This window comes from Pseudomonas caspiana (assembly GCF_040224095.2).
Taxonomy (GTDB): Bacteria; Pseudomonadota; Gammaproteobacteria; order Pseudomonadales; family Pseudomonadaceae; genus Aquipseudomonas; species Aquipseudomonas caspiana.
The window spans coordinates 1342961-1363083 of sequence record NZ_CP167995.1 but is presented as its reverse complement, the minus strand read 5'-3'; the positions used below and the strand labels follow the sequence as shown (position 1 = coordinate 1363083).

At 51.3% G+C, this 20123-nt stretch carries 16 protein-coding genes; all 16 read right to left on the bottom strand.

Translation table 11 applies throughout. The annotated features are described in order from the left end of the window. Position 1 precedes the first annotated feature (1 nt). The 16 genes from ABRP31_RS06170 to ABRP31_RS06095 all read right to left on the bottom strand — a co-directional run bounded on the left by ABRP31_RS06170 (position 2) and on the right by ABRP31_RS06095 (position 20110). Complete coding sequence (locus ABRP31_RS06170; RefSeq protein ID WP_349971491.1) at positions 2-982, bottom strand: NAD-dependent 4,6-dehydratase LegB; 981 nt, start codon at positions 980-982, stop codon at positions 2-4. Positions 983-994: 12 nt separating this feature from the next. Beyond that, positions 995-2797, bottom strand: coding sequence for an ABC transporter ATP-binding protein (locus ABRP31_RS06165; RefSeq protein WP_349971492.1), 1803 nt, complete (start codon positions 2795-2797; stop codon positions 995-997). Between the two features lie 55 nt (positions 2798-2852). After that, positions 2853-3872, bottom strand: a complete 1020-nt coding sequence (locus tag ABRP31_RS06160; RefSeq protein WP_349971493.1) for an NAD-dependent epimerase/dehydratase family protein — start codon at positions 3870-3872, stop codon at positions 2853-2855. An 86-nt stretch (positions 3873-3958) separates the two neighbouring features. Then, positions 3959-5239, bottom strand: coding sequence for a Vi polysaccharide biosynthesis UDP-N-acetylglucosamine C-6 dehydrogenase TviB (tviB, locus tag ABRP31_RS06155; protein WP_372489422.1), 1281 nt, complete (start codon positions 5237-5239; stop codon positions 3959-3961). A gap of 305 nt (positions 5240-5544) precedes the next feature. Continuing rightward, complete coding sequence (locus tag ABRP31_RS06150; RefSeq protein WP_349971496.1) at positions 5545-6648, bottom strand: glycosyltransferase; 1104 nt, start codon at positions 6646-6648, stop codon at positions 5545-5547. A gap of 257 nt (positions 6649-6905) precedes the next feature. Next, on the bottom strand, positions 6906-8027 hold the full coding sequence (locus tag ABRP31_RS06145; RefSeq protein ID WP_349971497.1) for a glycosyltransferase family 4 protein: 1122 nt from the start codon (positions 8025-8027) through the stop codon (positions 6906-6908). 73 nt (positions 8028-8100) lie between these two features. Further along, positions 8101-9186, bottom strand: a complete 1086-nt coding sequence (locus tag ABRP31_RS06140; RefSeq protein WP_349971498.1) for a glycosyltransferase — start codon at positions 9184-9186, stop codon at positions 8101-8103. A gap of 11 nt (positions 9187-9197) precedes the next feature. After that, the gene (locus ABRP31_RS06135; RefSeq protein WP_349971499.1) at positions 9198-10010 is read right to left on the bottom strand and encodes a glycosyltransferase family A protein; all 813 of its coding nucleotides are present in this window, start codon (positions 10008-10010) and stop codon (positions 9198-9200) included. Continuing rightward, complete coding sequence (locus ABRP31_RS06130) at positions 10007-11263, bottom strand: oligosaccharide flippase family protein (protein ID WP_349971500.1); 1257 nt, start codon at positions 11261-11263, stop codon at positions 10007-10009. Before ABRP31_RS06130 ends, ABRP31_RS06135 begins: the two co-directional genes overlap by 4 nt. Next, on the bottom strand, positions 11260-12504 hold the full coding sequence (locus tag ABRP31_RS06125) for a hypothetical protein (protein WP_349971501.1): 1245 nt from the start codon (positions 12502-12504) through the stop codon (positions 11260-11262). The genes ABRP31_RS06130 and ABRP31_RS06125 overlap by 4 nt, the downstream gene beginning before the upstream one ends. 52 nt (positions 12505-12556) lie before the next feature. Next, entirely contained in the window at positions 12557-14017 is a 1461-nt protein-coding gene (locus tag ABRP31_RS06120; protein WP_349971502.1) for an MBL fold metallo-hydrolase, read from the bottom strand. A 463-nt stretch (positions 14018-14480) separates the two neighbouring features. Beyond that, positions 14481-14723, bottom strand: a complete 243-nt coding sequence (locus ABRP31_RS06115) for a lipopolysaccharide assembly protein LapA domain-containing protein (RefSeq protein WP_349971503.1) — start codon at positions 14721-14723, stop codon at positions 14481-14483. Positions 14724-14732: 9 nt separating this feature from the next. After that, complete coding sequence (gene ihfB / locus ABRP31_RS06110) at positions 14733-15041, bottom strand: integration host factor subunit beta (protein WP_087270849.1); 309 nt, start codon at positions 15039-15041, stop codon at positions 14733-14735. Positions 15042-15403: 362 nt separating this feature from the next. Next, positions 15404-17095 carry a 30S ribosomal protein S1 gene (gene rpsA, locus ABRP31_RS06105; RefSeq protein ID WP_027902857.1) on the bottom strand — a complete coding sequence of 564 codons (1692 nt, stop codon included), beginning with the start codon at positions 17093-17095 and terminating at the stop codon, positions 15404-15406. Positions 17096-17216: 121 nt separating this feature from the next. Further along, entirely contained in the window at positions 17217-17906 is a 690-nt protein-coding gene (gene cmk, locus ABRP31_RS06100; protein ID WP_087270846.1) for a (d)CMP kinase, read from the bottom strand. Next, the gene (locus ABRP31_RS06095; RefSeq protein ID WP_349971533.1) at positions 17903-20110 is read right to left on the bottom strand and encodes a bifunctional prephenate dehydrogenase/3-phosphoshikimate 1-carboxyvinyltransferase; all 2208 of its coding nucleotides are present in this window, start codon (positions 20108-20110) and stop codon (positions 17903-17905) included. Before ABRP31_RS06095 ends, cmk begins: the two co-directional genes overlap by 4 nt. Between the last annotated feature and the right edge of the window lie 13 nt (positions 20111-20123).

Here is a 20123-nt window from a genome sequence, read left to right as displayed (position 1 = left end):
CTCAGACGTTATAAATATGTGCTTTGTACTTGATCAGGTTTTCAGGTTCAAGTAACCAATCGATGGTCCGCTTCAATCCATCGCGTATGGAATACTGAGGCTTGAACCCAGTAAGCTGAATTAACTTGCTGTTATCACACCACAGACGAAAAACCTCAGATTTCCCTGGCCTCACTCGTTGCTCATCGACAATAAATTCAACATCGCTACCCATCAACTCACGAATAAGCTCTAGCGTATCGCCAACAGTGATCTCGTAGTTAGATCCGATGTTAACGGCCTCGCCAATAGCTTGATCGCAACGTGCCAACTCCAAAAAGCCTCGACACGTATCCGTCACATAGTTAAAATCCCGAGTGGGAGAGACATCACCTAATTTAATTTGCTTTTGACCTGATGCAATTTGCGTAATGATTGTAGGAATAACTGCCCTCGCCGACTGACGAGGTCCGTAAGTATTAAAAGGGCGTGCAATAGTTAATGGCAATTCAAATGCATTGAAAAAACTCATGGCCATCGCATCTGCAGCAATCTTAGAGGCACTGTATGGGGATTGAGCTTGAAGCGGATGTAACTCGTCTATAGGCACATATTGCGCAGTTCCATACACCTCACTTGTTGATGTATGAATCACTCGACTGACACCATTTTCAAGGGCTGACTGACAAATATTAAGTGTTCCCTTGATATTAGTATCTACATAACTATCTGGAGCGACATAGGAGTAAGGAATCGCGATCAGCGCAGCCAAGTGAAACACTGTATCGACATCTTTGGTGATATGTTTGCAATAATGAGGGTCGCGCACATCCCCGTTAAGAACTTCGATTTCTGATAACACATCCGAGTTCTCGAGCCAACCCCAATTATTGAACGAATTATACTGCGACAAGGCTTTGACCGAGTATCCTTCCTTTACCAGCATCTCAGTCAAGTGCGAACCGATGAAACCATCCGCGCCGGTGATCAGTACATTCTTCAAAACTTAACCCCTTCAGTTGTGCTCAGCCATACGCTTGAACGTTGTATTTCTGCCCATCAGGTCATCATAGCTTCCTTGATCAGCTACCTCTCCGCCGGACATCAGGTAGATGATGTCACACTGGCGAATAGTCGCCAGCCTGTGGGCAATCATAATAATGGTTTTTTGCCCGGAAAAATCATGGATCGCGTCCATGATCAGCTTCTCGGTAATGCCATCCAACGCACTGGTGGCCTCGTCGAGCACTAGAATGTCGGCATCCTCATACAGCGCACGGGCGATCCCGATACGCTGGCGCTGGCCACCGGATAACTGAACGCCACGTTCACCCACACGAGTGTCCAATCCGTCTGGCAGGCTTTCCACAAGCTCCTCCAGATGGGCGAGACTCACAGCCCTTTGCACCTTGTCCTCGTTGATATCTTCGAGGGCGAGACCAAACGCGATATTCTCCCGGATGCTGCTGTCCGTCAGAAAGATACTCTGCGGAACAAATCCGACGCTGTTTTGCCAGGCGCGTAGATTTGTCGGGTTGATCTCGACACCGTCAACACTGAGTGAGCCTTGATCAGGAGAAATCAAACCCAGTAACAGATCAATCGCCGTGGACTTGCCAGACCCTGACGCGCCCACCAAACCTATGACTTTGCGGGCGGGGATCTCAAGACTCAGGTTATTAAGTGCTGGTAATGATTTTTCGGGATAGGTGAAGGTTACATCCTGAATGCGGATGACATTTTCCAGAGCTAGTCTGGAAGACTGCATTTCAGCCATGTGGCCGGATTCTGCCGCGGCCGCTTGGACATAGCTTTCGTGCAGGGCCCCCCTGATTGCTTCAAAGGACGCCATGCTTCCTTTGATTTGAGAAAGGCTGCTGTACATCTGTTGAAAAGCGGGAAGTAACTTCATACCTGCCAATGCATAAACCGCCAACACCGGTACCACGTCACCGAAGTTACCGGCGTTGACCTTCAGCAGGTACAAAACGAGCATGATTACCGAGCCGAAGGCCACCAACTCCATTGCATAACGCGGCACCTGACTCATTGCCTGATTACCGGCCATGCTTCGGGTATAACGCTTGTTCGCCTTCTCAAATCGATCCTGGTACAGACTCTGCCGCCCAAGCAGCAGCACATCTTTGATACCACCAAAACCCTCACTGAGAAGCTTGAAGCGCTCGGACTGAACGACTGAGATTTCCTTGCCATTACGCACCAGACGCAGACGCACAAACCGATATAGCGCCACGTAGGCCAAACCAAATATCAACAACCCTGCGATTGCGATAATGGGGTTGTACACAAAGATTGCAAAACTCATGAGCGATGCCAGCACCATCTTGGCGTTTAGCTGCATCAGCGGCTGAATAATGCCAAGAGTGACCCGGGATGCCTCTTGAGTGATTTGCTTGTTAAGCAGACTACTGGAGTTGGTTGCATGGAATAGCCATGGCTGTCCCAAGTAGTAGCGAAACAGTCGGCTGCTGATTTGCTCACCCACCGCCTGGCCGTAGACCAGCAACCGCCATGTGGTCAACATCGAAAAGACGCCACCGAATACCAATATCAACAACACCGCCAACCCAAGCCAAAACAGAAAATCCGCAGGGGTCGCGAAGCCGCTGGCGAGGTAAATCTGCGCTAATTTACCGGTACCTTCCAGGCGCGACATGTCGCTGACAATCGCCATGAACGGCGCGATCGACGCAATCCCGGCGATCTCCGCGAAGGACATGATCACGACGAGGAACTGCAGGCGCAATAGTCGGCCGCGCTGATGGGGGGTCAGCAGGGAGATCAGCTCCTTGATCAACTTATACATACGTTAACCAGCCTGAGAGCTGAGAAGGTGCAGCAACTCGCCCGCGTTAAACATTTCGGATATACCAAGGCATTGCTCGGGCAATACCGGCTTGAATTTTGAACTGTGGCGCATAGCCCAACAAGCTGACCGCCTTACTGATATCTGCCTGAGAATGGCGAACGTCGCCCGCACGGTAGTCACGGTACACCGGCTCTCGCTGGTAATCGACGCCATTCTCGGCAAGCGCAGTCTTGAGCGCCTGAAACAACTCGTTTAGATCAGTGCGGTCACCCAACGCGACGTTATAAACCTGATTGCGCGCCTCTCGGTCTGCGGTAGCAGCCAGAAGATTGGCTTGCACAGCATTGTCGATAAAACAGAAGTCACGGCTGGTGTCGCCTCTGCCATTGATAAACACATCATCGCCATTGATAAGCGCTGCGGCCCACTTTGGAATGACCGCAGCGTAGGCACCTGCGGGATCCTGACGTTCACCAAACACATTGAAGTAACGCAAACCGATAGTATTGAAGCCATAGGCGCGAGCGAATACGTCCGCATACAGCTCGTTGACGTACTTGGTCACCGCATAAGGAGACAAAGGCTTGCCAATCAGGTCTTCAACTTTCGGAAGACCCGGATGATCACCATAGGTTGAACTGGAGGCTGCATAGGTGAAGCTTTTTACCTGTGCATCACGAGCAGCCACCAGCATGTTCAAGAAGCCGTCAATATTGGTTGCATTGGTAGTCAGCGGATCGTCTATCGAGCGCGGGACAGACCCCAAAGCAGCCTGGTGCAAAACATAATCCACCTTTTCACAGGCGCGCTTGCAGTCATCAAGCTTGCGAATGTCACCTTGCTGAAACTGAAACGCTGCCCACTGCTGGGGGGAAACAAGCGCTTTGACTTCGTCCAGATTCCGCTGATGTCCAGTTGCAAAGTTGTCCAGCCCCACTACTCGCTGACCGAGCTTGAGGAGCGCCTCTAGCAGGTTGGAGCCAATAAAACCCGCAACCCCCGTGATCAGCCAGGTCCGCGGAGTTTCAGCTAATTCAGTATACAAACGTTCAATTCTAGTCATTACACACCTGAGCTACTGCCAACAAGAACCCCGCCTCTGAAACAAAAAATCAGCGGGGTATGGCAACTATCAATTGGTTAAATGGGTTACAGGCGCAGGTCAGCTTGGTCGGCCGAAAGGAGATACTTGAGATCGTACAGCACGTGACTTGGCTTGCCGAGAGATCGAAGATGCTCGAGGCCCATGTCCTTAAACTGCTGGTGCGCCACGGCCAGAATAATGCCGTCGTAAGCAGCGGCCTGCGGGGCTTCAATTGTAGAAATTCCATACTCGTGTTCAGCTGCAGCACTGTCTACCCATGGGTCATAGACATCAACCGAGACGTTGTACTCAGCCAACTCGCGAACGATATCAATAACCCGGGTGTTGCGAAGATCCGGGCAATTTTCCTTGAAGGTCAGACCCATCACCAACACACGCGAACCCTCTACATGCAGTCGGCGCTTAAGCATGGCTTTAACCAGTTGCGATACTACGTAAGCCCCCATACTGTCATTGAGGCGACGGCCAGCGAGGATTACCTCAGGGTGATAGCCAATAGATTGAGCCTTATGGGTCAGATAATAAGGATCTACACCAATACAATGCCCACCCACCAGCCCCGGACGGAATGGCAGAAAATTCCACTTGGTACCCGCAGCTTCAAGCACGGCCTGTGTATCGATACCCAACTTGTTGAATATCAGGGCCAGTTCATTGATCAGGGCAATATTGAGGTCTCGCTGGGTGTTCTCGATCACTTTGGCAGCTTCGGCAACACGAATGCTGGCGGCCTTGTGGGTGCCTGCGGTGATGATGCGTCGATAAAGAGAATCGACAAACTCAGCCACCTCGGCGGTCGAACCTGAAGTCACTTTTTTAATCGAGGGCAGGCGATGCTCTTTATCGCCGGGATTGATCCGCTCGGGGCTGTAGCCAGCGTAGAAATCCTGATTGAATTTCAGGCCTGACACACGCTCAAGTACGGGAACACAATCCTCTTCAGTCGCACCGGGGTAGACCGTCGATTCATAAATGACCACATCGCCACGTTTGAGTACCTTGCCGATTGTTTCGGAGGCCCGGATCAAAGGGTTCAGATCTGGCTTCTTATGCTCATCGATAGGCGTTGGTACGGTAACGATAAAAACGTTACAAGAGCGAAGAGCTTGCGAATCACTGCTGAAGCTCAATTGATGCGATTGGGCCAGCTCTGCATCTTCAACTTCCAGAGTGCTGTCGTGTCCAGCTTGGAGCGCCTGGATTCTGGCCTGACTGATATCGAAGCCAATCACTGAAAACTGCTTGCCGAACTCAACCGCCAAAGGTAGCCCTACATAACCAAGGCCAATGATACCTAAGCGAACTTCATTCAAATTGAGCGTCATGAGCAGATCGAAATTCCATATCAGCAATAAATACATGCCCTTAATGCACCGCCCCACAGGGAGTACGACGTCATCGCAAGGACACATAAACAGGGTGAGCAAGGGTACACCAATACGACAGGATCGTCAGATCCAGACCAGCGAAGGTAAAGCTCAGGGCGGAAAAGTGTGCGACTAGGCGGTCATTTTAAACGCAATGTATCTGGACTGACTACGGACAGACACCATTTTGACATCAATCAACACTTTCCTTTCCAACTTGCCAGGCTGCGGCTTATACCTTCAAAAATCGGCAGACAAGCACATCAACGCTGCACGCCCTCGAGCACTCGACGGGATCTGGCTAGCCAAGTGTAATTTTCCTCATAAGCAGCGAACGCCGCTGCTCCGATCTGAGCTCGACGCTCAGGAAACTTAGCAAGCTGTGCTATTGCCTGCTCCCAGCCAGCAGTGTCCTCAGGCTCAACCATCATAGCCATCTCCTGATCAAGAACTTCCCTCAGAACCGGAAAATCAGAAACAACCATCGGCACACCGGAAGCCATGTATTCGAATATTTTCAATGGTGACATCCAACGGCTAGTATCTCGCCCGCTGGCAGTCTTGGGACCATGCTGATAAGGCGCCAGAAGTATGTCGCAGGCAGCCAGAAAACCGTGAACCTGTGCGGGTGGCAGTCTTCCATGCCAGTGCACGTTTGCGCTTTTCTGCAGTCGTTTCCACGCCGCGATTTCATCCTCCCCCCCGCCTACGATGTGGAAAGAGTGACCGGGAAACCGTGTCGACAATTCCAGTATGAGTTCAACCCCATTCCCTGAGCGCAATCCCCCGGCATACCCCACATTGCATCCGTTGGTAGGAGGGAGTGTTTTCGGGACAAAAATTGACGGTATGCTGGCGCCGTCGTGAGCAACCACACAATCCTTTTTTCGCGCTCCAGGGAAAGCGGCGTGCAGATCTTCCAGCAACCCATCAGAAATGACGACTACGCGCCTGACATAACGGCTCACCAGCAACCACCGCAGGAGACGCGACAAGAGACGCCCCTGCGGAATCTCATGAAGCTCAAGAACCAAGTTCATCCGCAACGCAGCGGCGAACGCTGCAGACAAGAGGCAACGCGCGTAAGCCATGTCAGGCTTAACGACAAATCTCGCATGCAGCGCTTGCCTCGCACCGTAAGCAATCACACCCAAGCGTCCAAATCTTGACGGAGCGACGCCTTTTATCTGAAACGTTGTCGGCACGCCATATCGCGCGTAAAGGCCAGGCACATCCTCCTGACTGCATTTGCCGTGCAATACCACCTCGTGGCCGTCTTCAGCGAAGCACGCACAAATATTCATGACATGTACTGCATTGGCGACCGATGCAGATAGGGGACTGTTCGATAGATAAGAGAGACGCATACGACTGCTCAGCGCAAAATATAACCATTGAATGAATCGCACGGCTGCACTTGCAGAACTCGTTCAGGATTCCATAGAACCACAGCTCAAGAGGTGATTCCTTTTCCAATAGTAACCGAATAGGGATAGCTTGATCCAAAACCATGTCGAGATTGGGACCCTAAAACATCTGTCACGCGGGCTACCTGTGCCATAACAAGAAAACTAAAAGCCTCTTCGAGCACGCATGCAAAATCAAGCATTCAGCCTTCACGAAATCACGTCAAAAACTCAATCAACCGCGCATTAACCTTCCGCACATCAAATTTCTCCTGGGCTATCGCATAGCTTGCCAACCCCATGATCTCGACCTGCTCGGGGTGCTCGATGAAATAGATCATTTTTTCGGCCAACGTTGAGGCACACCAAGGCGGGATCAGAAAACCATTTTTCCCATCGACGACGGTCTCTCTACACCCTGGCATATCAGTTGTGATGACAGGTCGTCCTATGGCCATTGCCTCCTGAGTACTTCGTGGAAAGCCCTCCCTGTAAGATGGCAATACGAACACGCTTGATCGGCTTAGCCACTCATTCACGTTTTGCACATGTCCCGGATGTATTACCACGCCTTTGTCGACAAGCTCCGCGAGCCTCTCCGAAGAAATGCCGCTGGGATTGCACTCATCAAGCCCGCCGAGCATCACAAATTCCGCAAGCGGGTGGCGAAGCTTGACCAGACGTGCTGCCTCTACGTATTCATGTACGCCTTTTTCTGCGAGTAATCGGCCGATAAAGATAAACCGGACCGGATTGGTCGACGGCTTTGAATAGGTGTAGGCACTCAGATCAAGACCAATCGCCCCCAGCACTGAGAGATTCCTGACCCTCAAGTTATGCTTTTGCAGCAAATCCTTGGGGTCGTCCATGTTCAAAAATATGACACGCCTAAGGAGCGGAAGCGTAAGTCTATACAGCAGCAGCTGAGCCTGACGCACCAGGGCTTTCCTACCCCCCCTTCCTCGAGGATCGTAAGTGAAGGCATACCCCAGACCTTCAAGCATTCCGACACGGTTCTTTACACCGGCAAGTACGGCCGCAACGGTTCCGAATATAACGGGCTTGGTGCAATACGAAAAAACAACATCAGGCGCTAATTTTTTTAATTGAGCCGACAGCCTGAGGGTATTAACTGCATCAGCCAAAACGTTCAGACCTGAGCGACTAAATGTATAGCTCATCGGCACACCACCGAGCTCGGATATTTCACCACGAGTGCGGACGCAATAATCAAGAGCGAAAACATAAACCGTATGCCCCCTCTCAACTAGGTCTGAAATAAGCGACGAGCGAAAATTCAAAACATAGTCAGCGGTGGTGCCAATCAGCGCAACCTTCATACTTATTTCCTTGTCTTATCGACATGCATGTACGGCATTACAACTTCCCAAGAAACGGGCTCACTCGAGTGATTTAATGATCAGCGCATAAACTCGTATAGATCATCTGCCATGCGGCCACTGTACTGCGGAGTGAGAACTCTTCAATGATTCTGGAGCGCGCTTTTGTACCGAGCGATGTTTTCTCTTCCGGTGATAACTCTAGCGCTCTGCCTATCCCCAGAGCCAAGAGTTCGGGATTTCCAGGTGGCACTAGAACAGCGTTCGCACCAACAAGTTGCCGTACTCCACCACAATCAGTTGCAACAACTAAACGTTCTGTTGCCATAGCCTCTGCGACGACAAGCGGCAAACCCTCCCAGGCAGAAGACAGAACATAGAGATCTGCAGCATTATAAAGCAAAGCGATATCATGCCTAATGCCCATAAACGAAACATCGTGCTGCAATTCTAATTTTTTTGTTAGCTTGTCCAGATCTTTTCTTTCGCATCCCTCACCGACAATCCACAACCTGGTTGATACTCCACCTTTTTTTAGCAGGGAATAAGCGGTCAGCAAATTCGGGTAGTCCTTGGCTGCTACGAGCCGACCGACCGCAAGAATTAGTGTATCGGAATCTTTGACGCCATGTTCCAACCTTATTTGCGCACGCGCTTTAGGATCGAACCTGAATAAATCAGTATCGATACCATTATGCACAACGCGCATGGAATCTTTGCGTACCGCGCCTTGTGCCTCGAACGCCTTAACGGCATCGTGACTAACATTAGTTGTCAGATCCGCAAAACAGTCGGTGAGGCGATACGCGAGCATCCGTAGCCTTCCACCCTCAAATGTACTGTGCGCACTACAAACCAGCACGGGAAAGCGCAATGAAAGGCGCACTAACCGGGCCAGAATATTGGCATGCACCATATGGCTATGAACTACGTCGGGACGAAACTTACGAACGAGGAACCGAAGTTTAAAATAACCAGAAAAAAAGCTGGCGATACCCTTACGCATTCCAAGAGCCTCTACCTGGATCGGCGCGTCTTGCGTCGAGAGAGCTTGTTCGCCAGTGAGGTAACAAATGCAAATTTCGTGGTCTTTTGCCATGCGCCGAGCAATATCCATAACCTGACGCTCAGCACCGCCCACGTCAAGACTGGTGATCACATATAGAATTCTCACTTGCCCCAAGTCCGTTTCTTTGCGTAGTAAATACACTGCAGATATCGCACTGCTTTTTTTAGTCTGCCGATAGCCGTGGTTTCACGAAAAAATTGCTGCCTGTAGAACGCGCCAAACCCTTTAGGATTTCGCCTGAGATTGACACTAAAATTCCTGGTATATCCATCCGCTAGATACTCACAAAGATAAATAATATCTCGGTGAAAATAGGCAATTTTCCCAACATCGGCGATTTCGTTCCAAATTAAAAGCTCAGGTACAAAGTTCTCTTCTTCAAATGCGGGAAATGGATGATCAAGTAGTGCTTGCTTTTTAAATATATAAGCAAGATCGCCCTGATAAAAACATCCAGCCTCTGTGCTATGCATGTAAGAAAATTCAGATTTCTCAGCCATAACTTTCACACCAATCACGCCCCCCTCAAAGTCACCTCTACGAAAACATATTCCCAAGAGTAAACTATCTCTGGCTCTATCAATTCCGTCATAAACCTTGCTGATAGCGTCAGGGGTAAGCATGTCATCGCTATCGACGATAAATATCCAGTTGCCTGATGCTGCCTCCACACCGACGTTAATCGCCAGGTGCTTTCCAGCGTTGGACTGCTTGACCACACGTAAGCTAATGCGCCCATCTTGCGCAAAGTTTCCTAGCAGCTCCTCAGTTCCATCGCTACTACCGTCGTCAACAACCACCCATTCAAAGCGGGCGTTATCTTGAGCAACCAAGCTGTCGAACAGGCGCCTTAGGGTGTGCGCGCGATTAAATGTAGTTGTCAATACAGATATCATGTTCATCCATTCAATCATGGGGGGACACAGTCATTAACTTCTCGCGACTCTGCAAGCCACAGGTTGATAACGATAAATACCAACAAAACAAACAGCATCACTTCTGCGATGATGAATCCAATGATCACTCCCATAGCCCCGTACACCCCAGCCAGGATGGCAGAGCACACAACAGCGCAAAAAGAACTCATCAACGTCAGGTTGGCCAGTAGCTTTTGCCTGCCCATAACGATAAGACCTGTAAGACCCATTGCATGGTTAGCCAGCCTGAAAGGGATGATCCAGACAAAAATAATCAACAAGTCAGCAGCGGTTTCAAACCCGCTACCCAGTAATAAGGCCAACCCTCTACGACCAAACAGGACGGCTAACAGGGCGAGCAAAACTCCGCCGACAAAAAAAACAGCAACAATCACTAGACAGGACGAGACAGCTGATCGACTGTTGTTCACCCCCAACCTGCTAAGGTAGGGGAAGACTCCCGTCAAAACAGGTGCAGACAACCCGACCAGGCTTCTAACCACTTTTTCGGCAGCAGCGAAGTAAGCCAATGCCTGGACTCCAACGAACAACGATACCAACGGTCCCCCCGCGTTCATTAATGCGTTACCTGCCCCTTTGTAAATAAAAATATGGAAGCCGGTTTTGAGTTGTGAGAAACCGCCGCTACACGTCAGAGACACTCCACATACCCATTTTTCACATAGATAAAAGCCTCCCAACGTGTTCAATATACTTACTGTCGCCAGTATCCCCAGAGCGAGATCATAATCCCCTTGATGCTTAACGAGGCCAAACAGTAATAACAATCCGGAGCCTCTGAGCACCAGATCTACCAAAGTGATCATGGATAATTGCTCTAACCCCTGAAACAACCACATAGGGCTCAATCCAAAAGCCAGGAAATACAGCACCCCGAATCCTACCAAACGGGTTTCCAACACGGCATGCTCTTGAACTATCAACCAGAAAAAAAAGAGCACAATAATTACTCCGGAAAGCATCAGCTTTGCGGACATAACCTGTCCAAATATGTCACTAATCCTATGTCGCTCTCCGTTTACTAACGCTATTTGCCTCGCAGCACTGACTCCGAAACCATACTCTACAAACAATGATGCCAGCAGTGCCAAAGCTTGAACTATTACCAGCTTTCCATATGCTTCAGGTCCTAACGACCTTGCCAGTATTGGTATTTCAAATATGGGAATAAGGTACCCCGCGGCCTGCGCAACGAATAGCAGGGTGACGTTATGCGCCAGCTTCTTCAAAGTATTCTCTTATCAAAAACTGATGCAGCATCGCTCGATGAATACGCTGCAGACTGCCAAGCGATCATGATTATCCAGATCCCCCACTCTGATAGCTCAGAGCTCATTGGATGAAGCATCATCGAAAGCCCATAACCCAACCCACCAAGCATCGCTACTAACCCAAGCTTGCTCTGAAGATCAGCGCCCCCAGTTCTCGCAGTTTGCCTACCCACAAAAAAAATGACAGGCATTAACATAAGTAATGTGAAACCTGCGAAGCCTACAATCCCCAACTCACCTAGCGCGGCCAGATAGGCGTTATGAACAACCAACGCCTCTCCGGCCTTGAGGGCGACAGCGCTCCCGAAACCACAGCCGAAGATAAAGCAGTTCTCAGCATGCTCGAGTCCTACCGACAGCAGGCGGTACCGAGTTTTATCCGTTACAAAAAAACGATCAAAAACGATAGGATATTTGCCTTTCAGACCTTCATCCAGGCCATCAACGGCCAGAGTCAACGTATAAACCGAGAGAGCCATTAACAATAGAACCGCCAGTGCTTTTAAAGCGGCCAGCTTGTACCTTGAAAAAATGAGTCCTCCATAAATGACCACTGCCAGCAAAAGCCCGGTGCGACTTGCATCCATCAGCAACAGGTATATAGCCATTCCCAGCACTAAAAAGTCACAAGCGCTTTTTTTAGAGTCATATAAGATCTTGACGAGAACCAGGCCCGAAAAAAAAACCACTGTTTTCCACAGCACTCCGGGATACGCGAAGCGACTACCCTGCCTTCCACCGAAGGAAACATAGTACTCAGTGAACACATACTTACACAGTATAAATATCGTGAACGCCAAATATATCAAAACGCTACACATCTCATAAGCCGCTCGACCCGACAATTTACGGGCATTAATAAACAACACGACAAAAATCAAAAAAATACACAGAAGCTTTGCAAGCTGGTACCAGGTATAGGTATCCGAATTAACTACTGCAGCGATTACAAATCCTGACAAAAAAATGGCGTGTGCGCTACAGACCCAAGTAAACCTTTTTTCAACAAGAACTCCGCTATAACTGCGTATGATGTTAAGTAGGCCACAAATACCAATACCTGCCCACATTGCCCAATAACCTGCCGCCCCTACAAAATCACGCATACTGCCAAATACAACCAGAATACAAGCGGCAAATATTATATAGACAGAAAAGGACCACTCGCGGGCTGCATATACCCCCTTTATAGCCAACATGCCTGTAACACCCCTACCTTGGTCATTCAAATACGAAAACCGATTATTCTTCTCAGTCTTTACGCCCTGGGATATCCAGCTTCAACCGTCTGGACTTTAACGAGTACTTACGTCTTAACAGATTTGCCAATGTGTCCTTGGCGTGAGGTTCACCATGCACCAGCCGAATTTCCTCAGGCCATTGATCCATGCCAGTCACAAAACTCACTAACTCCTGCTGATCCGCATGTGCCGAGTAGCCGCCCACAGTGGTGATGCCAGCCTTTATGCTGAAACGGTCTTTATCCAGCTCAACATAACCACCTGACGGACCGTATTTCTGGATCGCGGCACCTGGCGTACCTTTAGCTTGATAGCCAGCGAACACCACGTTGTGCCGGGCATCACCGAGCATCGCTTTGAGGTAATTCACGATCCTCCCGCCAGAGCACATGCCGCTACCCGCTATCACGATCGCAGGACGGCCAGTACTGGACAGGTAATTAACTACCTGCAGATGCTTGTCGTGACTGTCCACAACGATGAGTTGCTTGAAGCCAAGAGGCTTTCGACCCTGACCCAAGCGGTCCTGAGCCTCATCATTCCAATAGTCACCGAACTCCTGATAAACCGCCGTAAAGCGACTTGCCAGCGGGGAGTCGAGGATGATAGGTAACTGAGGCCACTCAACGGGTAGACCGGTAGCATCAAGATTCTGTGACTCGCGGTCATGGTCCTCGACAAGCGCTTTGCGACGCAGGATGTCTTCAATTTCAAACAACAGCTCTTGAGTTCGGCCGATGCTGAAAGCGGGAACCAGAATTGTTCCGTGATCAGCTAACGCCTTATCAATAACCTGCTCAAGGCGCGCCTGGCGACTGCCCCGATCTTCATGGAGACGATCTCCATAAGTACTCTCAAGTACCATGAGATCAGCCCGAGCCGGAGGCTCAGGATTACGAAGGATAGGGTTATGGCTGGAGCCCAGGTCGCCGGAAAAGACGATGCGCCTATCTCGCTGCTCAGACGGATACCGAACATCGCACTCTACATAGGCAGATCCCAGGATATGGCCCGCACGCTGCAGTCGTACTCTGATAACAAGCTCAGCGGAGTCAACGAGCGGATACCAAGTATCGAACGGTAAACCTATTGTCTGCGCAGCGACGAGCGCGAGGCATTGATCAATGCGCTTTGTGTCATGACCAAACTGATGCTTACAAGCATCTTCGAGAGTAATCGGCAGCATTCGCTCTGAAGGCTCACTGCATATTATCGGCCCCCTGTAACCCGCCGCGAGTAGATCCGGGATGCGTCCTACATGATCAACGTGCACATGAGTAAGAATCAGTGCTTTTATGCTTTCGGACTTAAAATTGTCAAATAGATCTGACGTTGAGCTAGAGAATGAATCCCCATCGAGACGCAGCCCACAATCAATAAGCAGACTATTTAATTCATCAGCCAGTAACTGATGGCAGGAACCAGTAATACTACTGACACCGCCATGATGAATGACTTCTGGATAACTCATGAATACCCTCTAGCCTGATCTAAACTTATGTTCCCCCAAAAATATACAAGGGCATCACACTCAATCGACCTGTTATATAGCGGTCAATGACTGCACCTATTCTGCGCCCAACAAAACATTTCACAAGCATTGACAAACATTGAAGAAAGCGGCAAGCAACCCCATAGCAAAATGGCTAACCCTTGAAAACACTGAATAACCGCTTACTTTGAAAACTAACTCACCAACCTTCCTACAACTCTTTGTTATCACTCCGACAAAGATAGTAGCGTTTTCCTACCACTAAACGCGCGCACACCTACATGCCATGTTGAATAATCAGACATAGCAAACTAAAAAATGAAAAATTAATTACGAAATAAACCAATTACGGTTTTATCAGACACAGAAAAATCCACTTTAGCCGGGGCGCACCAAAGTGAGTTTTTAAAGAGGCGAGTAAGCCTACAATTGGATGGGTGACCTAAATCGAACCACGAGAAAGTTTACGCTTTCTTCTCGCGCCAGCCGCCCAGCCCAGGACGGGACCGATGAGCATGCCTACAAGCAACGCGACGATGATGGGCACAGCAAGGAACAGTTCAGGCGAGGACCAACCCAAAAAGACCAATGCGACCTTCTGTTGATTCTCCAGAATGAAAACGATCGTCGACACGATGAGCAACAGCGCGACCAAGGCCGCAATTACTCGTGTGAACATCCGCATTTGCTTCTCCTATCGGGAGGCCAGGAGCCCCTCTTCTTCGTCTTCGTTTACGCGATCACGCAACTCTTTACCCGGCTTGAAATGCGGTACGAATTTGCCGTCAAGGCTGACCGACTGGCCGGTCTTGGGGTTACGCCCTACTCGGGGAGCACGGTAATGCAGAGAGAAGCTGCCAAACCCACGAATCTCGATGCGGTCGCCCGTCGCCAGACACTGGGACATTTGCTCAAGCATAGTCTTGATAGCCAACTCGACATCTTTGGATGAGAGCAGCCCTTGATGGGTGACAATTCGTTCGATCAACTCCGACTTCGTCATATTTTTCCCTTCTTTTTCAAGCAGCTAGATAAGCGCTCCGAAGGTTTTAGCATGACCAGATGAATTTGAACAGCCCGTGTATTGACTTTTCTGAGTCGGTCACTTTAGAGACATATTGACTCCAATGCGCCAGGCCGCGTATTGCAAGCAGTTCAGCACATACATGCAAAATCTAACCGGAGCCGCCCAGAGGGCAATTCAGGATCAGTAACAGTCAAATCACGGCCTCCCACACAATAAATAGATAACGGCATGCGACGGAGCCTTGAGAGCCTCTGAAACCGATAGCCATTCAACTATAGGAATAGCGCCCACAAAAAAGGGCGACCGAAGTCGCCCTTTTTCTAATGGTCAGTCAGAACTTAGTTCTGCTTTTCCATTTGAGCACGCAACAGGTCACCAAGAGTGGTAGGACCAGTGTTTTCTGCGGTCTCAGGCTTGCTACGCAGGCTCTGGATCGCTTCTTTCTCATCTTCAACGTCTTTTGACTTGATGGACAAGCTGATCACGCGGCTCTTGCGGTCAACGCTGATGATCTTGGCTTCGATCTCTTCGCCTTCTTTCAGAACGTTACGCGCGTCTTCAACGCGGTCACGGCTGATTTCGGAGGCTTTCAGGGAAGCTTCGATGTCGTCGGCTAGAGTGATGATGGCGCCTTTTGCGTCAACTTCTTTAACGATACCGCGAACGATTGCGCCTTTGTCATTGACAGTGACGTACTCGGAGAACGGATCGCTTTCCAGTTGCTTGATACCCAGCGAGATACGCTCACGCTCTGGATCAACAGACAGGATCACTGTGTCGAGCTCGTCGCCCTTCTTGAAGCGACGTACGGCTTCTTCGCCCACTTCGTTCCAGGAGATGTCGGACAGGTGAACCAGGCCGTCGATGCCGCCGTCCAGACCAATGAAGATACCGAAATCGGTGATCGACTTGATGGTGCCGGAGATTTTATCGCCCTTGTTGAACTGGCCAGAGAAATCTTCCCATGGGTTAGATTTGCACTGTTTGATGCCGAGGGAGATACGACGGCGCTCTTCGTCGATGTCCAGAACCATAACTTCCACTTCGTCGCCGACTTGCACGACTTTCGAAGGGTGGATGTTTTTGTTGGTCCAGTCCATTTCGGAAACGTGTACCAGGCCTTCCACGCCTTCTTCCAGCTCTGCGAAGCAGCCGTAGTCGGTCAGGTTGGTAACACGCGCAGTTACGCGAGTGCTTTCCGGGTAACGAGCCTTGATAGCAACCCATGGGTCTTCGCCCAGTTGCTTCAGACCCAGGGAAACACGATTGCGCTCGCGATCGTACTTCAGCACTTTTACATCGATCTCATCGCCAACATTGACGATTTCCGATGGATGCTTGATGCGCTTCCAGGCCATGTCGGTGATGTGCAGCAGGCCATCGACGCCACCCAGATCGACGAATGCGCCGTAATCGGTGAGGTTCTTGACGATACCTTTGACTTGTTGACCTTCCTGCAGGGACTCGAGCAGAGCTTCGCGCTCGGCACTGTTCTCGGCTTCCAGCACGCTGCGACGCGAAACAACAACGTTGTTGCGCTTCTGGTCCAGCTTGATGACCTTGAACTCGAGCTCTTTGCCTTCCAGGTGAGTCGTGTCGCGCACTGGGCGGACGTCGACCAAAGAACCAGGCAGGAACGCACGGATGCCGTTAACGTCGACAGTGAAGCCGCCTTTAACCTTACCGTTGATAACGCCCTTGACCACTTCTTCAGCTGCGAAAGCCGCTTCCAGAACAATCCAGCACTCGGCACGCTTGGCTTTTTCGCGGGACAGCTTGGTTTCGCCAAAGCCGTCTTCTACCGCGTCCAGCGCAACGTGAACTTCGTCGCCGATCTTGATAGTCAGATCGCCAGCGTCGTTGTGGAACTGTTCCAGCGGGATCAGGCCTTCAGATTTCAGACCGGCATGAACCGTCACCCAGCCTGCCTGGTAATCGATATCAACGATGATAGCGGTGATGATCGAACCGGCCTGAAGGTTGAGGGTCTTTAGGCTTTCTTCAAAAAGTTCTGCAAAGCTTTCGCTCATTTTAATTCCTGTTGATCAAGGGCGAAGGATACGCCCATCTGCCACGTTCCAGACAACGTGGGTTACGTTCAAGTAAAAGAAAGCCTGCGGGACTATTTCTGGTCTCCCACATGCTTCTTTGTCACCCGGCAATATCGCGAAGCGCGATTTCACTCAGAATGCGTTCCAGCACCTGCTCGATGGACAATTCGGTAGAATCCAGCTGAATAGCGTCGTGCGCTGGCTTGAGCGGGGCTACCGCTCGCTGGGTGTCACGCTCGTCGCGTGCACTTATCTCATCTAGCAGACTCGACAGACTAACATCATCGCCCTTGGCCTTCAACTGCAAGTAACGTCGACGGGCACGCTCCTCGGCGCTGGCGGTCAGAAAAATCTTCAGCGGCGCGTCCGGAAACACGACGGTTCCCATGTCGCGACCGTCTGCGACAAGGCCTGGCTCTTCCTGAAAAGCACGTTGGCGTTGCAGCAATGCGTCACGCACCGCAGGCAATGAAGCCACTTGCGAAGCGCCGCTGCCGATCTGCTCATTACGAATCGAGTGAGTAACGTCCTCACCCTCCAGAATAATCCGCTGCTCCTGCCCTTCAATGCCGGTTTCGAACTGCACATCCAGATGCGCAGCCAGCAATTTCAGGGCCTCCTCATTGGTCAGGTCCACGCCATGATTGCGAGCGGCGAACGCCAGCAAGCGATACAGCGCGCCGGAATCGAGCAGACACCAGCCGAGGCGTTTAGCCAACAGCCCTGCAACTGTGCCCTTCCCGGAACCGCTAGGTCCGTCAATGGTAATAACCGGTGCTTGAATTTTCACAACTGCCCCTCTTGCGCTACACGCATGCCGACTTGAGCGCTAAGCGCGAGAAAATTTGGGAACGACGTAGCGACGTTCGCACAATCATGGATCTGAATCGGCGCTGTTGCACGCAGCGCCGCAACACTGAAAGCCATGGCAATACGGTGATCGCCCTGGGCATCAACCACACCACCACCTATCTGACCGCCGTCAATGATAATGCCGTCCGGCGTAGGCTCGACACTGACGCCCAGCTTTAACAGACCGTCGGCCATGGCTTGAATACGATCCGACTCCTTGACTCGCAACTCCTGCGCGCCCCGCAACACCGTGCGACCTTGAGCACAAGCAGCGGCCACGAAGATCACCGGAAACTCATCAATCGCCAGCGGTACCAGCTCCTGCGGGATTTCAATTCCGCTGAGTGACGCCGAGCGCACACGCACGTCAGCCACAGGTTCACCACCCGCCTCACGCTGATTTTCCAACGTGATGTCGGCCCCCATCAGACGCAGGATATCGATGACACCTGTGCGCGTGGGGTTAATGCCGACATGTTCGAGCAACAGGTTGGAACCCTCGGCAATGGACGCGGCCACCATAAAGAATGCTGCTGACGAAATGTCCGCGGGCACTTCGATACGCGCAGCCCTCAATCCAGATTCAGACTCCAGCGAAACCTTTGCACCATCAATCGTCACCGAGTGACCGAAGCCTCGCAGCATACGCTCCGTGTGGTCTCGCGTAGGTGCCGGCTCGATCACTGTCGTTGTGCCCTGCGCATAAAGGCCGGCTAACAACAGCGACGATTTAACCTGTGCGCTGGCAATGGGCATTTCATAGGTCAAGCCATTGAGCGTCTGCCCGCCTTTGATCTTCAAAGGCGGACGCCCCTCGGCAGCGGTTTCAATCACTGCGCCCATTGCCCGCAACGGCTCAGCCACTCGGCCCATTGGACGCCGGGAAAGCGAAGCATCGCCGATCAATGTGCTGTCGAAACTCTGCGCAGCCAGCAAACCCGCCAGCAGGCGCATTGACGTACCGGAGTTACCCAGATAAATCGGCCCAGGCGCAGACTTGAGCCCATGCAGCCCAACACCGTGAATAGTCAGACGACCGTGATGCGGTCCTTCAATCACCACCCCCATATCGCGGAACGCTTGCAGCGTCGCCAGTGCATCCTCGCCTTCGAGGAAGCCTTCGACTTCTGTCGTACCCTCAGCCAACGAGCCCAGCATGATCGAGCGATGGGAGATGGACTTGTCCCCCGGCACACGGACCTGACCTGAAACCCGACCACCAGGACTGGCGATAAAGACCAGATCCTCGGCCGCCACTGGCTCTACGTAAGCACGCTGGGCAAGGATCTTGCCGAAATGCTCACGGGCAACGCGGGCGCGGGTGAACACACCCAGCAACTGATGACCATCACCCGCCACCATCGCGTCACGCAGCGCATCCAAATCCGTTCGAAAGGTATCCAGAGTGCGCAACACAGCCTCGCGGTTGGCCAGAAAGATGTCGTGCCACATCACCGGATCGCTACCGGCAATGCGCGTGAAATCGCGAAAGCCACCGGCCGCGTATCTGAAGATATCGAGATTTTCGTTACGTTTGGCCAACGAGTCCACCAGACCGAATGCCAATAGATGAGGCAAATGACTGGTTGCGGCCAACACCTCATCGTGACGTTCGACCTCCATGTGTTCCACGTCAGCACCCAGTTCGGACCAGAGTCGATCGACAACTGCCAGAGCTTTCGGATCAGTCTCGGGCAGTGGCGTGAGTATTACTTTGTGCCGCTTGAACAACTGCGCATTGGACGCTTCGACTCCGCTCTGCTCAGAGCCAGCAATCGGGTGTCCTGGCACAAATCGCGAAGGCATCCCGCCAAACGCCAGACGCGCAGCGTTGACTACGTTGCCCTTGGCACTGCCAACATCCGTCAGCACTGCATCGCCCAGATCGAAGGTCGCCAGCAGCGCCAGCACTTTTTCCATCGCAAGGATCGGCACAGCGAGCTGAATCACGTCGGCATCGCGACAGGCCACCGCCAGATCGACTTCGCAGCGATCCACAACGCCCAGCTCGACAGCTAACTTGCGCGATTGGGGGTCGAGATCAACGCCGACTACCTCACCGCACAAACCACTTTCCCGAATGCCTTTGGCGAAAGACCCGCCAATCAGACCGAGACCCACAACCACCAAGCGCCGCATAATAGGCTGGTTTGAT

Bases quoted from the DNA above. Each gene is read 5' to 3' on its own strand.
- ABRP31_RS06160 (WP_349971493.1), bottom strand. From the start codon at position 3,872: ATGACTAGAATTGAACGTTTGTATACTGAATTAGCTGAAACTCCGCGG.
- tviB (WP_372489422.1), bottom strand. From the start codon at position 5,239: ATGACGCTCAATTTGAATGAAGTTCGCTTAGGTATCATTGGCCTTGGT.
- ABRP31_RS06150 (WP_349971496.1), bottom strand. From the start codon at position 6,648: ATGCGTCTCTCTTATCTATCGAACAGTCCCCTATCTGCATCGGTCGCC.
- ABRP31_RS06145 (WP_349971497.1), bottom strand. From the start codon at position 8,027: ATGAAGGTTGCGCTGATTGGCACCACCGCTGACTATGTTTTGAATTTT.
- ABRP31_RS06135 (WP_349971499.1), bottom strand. From the start codon at position 10,010: ATGATTGAATGGATGAACATGATATCTGTATTGACAACTACATTTAAT.
- ABRP31_RS06125 (WP_349971501.1), bottom strand. From the start codon at position 12,504: ATGTTGGCTATAAAGGGGGTATATGCAGCCCGCGAGTGGTCCTTTTCT.
- ABRP31_RS06120 (WP_349971502.1), bottom strand. From the start codon at position 14,017: ATGAGTTATCCAGAAGTCATTCATCATGGCGGTGTCAGTAGTATTACT.
- ABRP31_RS06115 (WP_349971503.1), bottom strand. From the start codon at position 14,723: ATGCGGATGTTCACACGAGTAATTGCGGCCTTGGTCGCGCTGTTGCTC.
- ihfB (WP_087270849.1), bottom strand. From the start codon at position 15,041: ATGACGAAGTCGGAGTTGATCGAACGAATTGTCACCCATCAAGGGCTG.
- rpsA (WP_027902857.1), bottom strand. From the start codon at position 17,095: ATGAGCGAAAGCTTTGCAGAACTTTTTGAAGAAAGCCTAAAGACCCTC.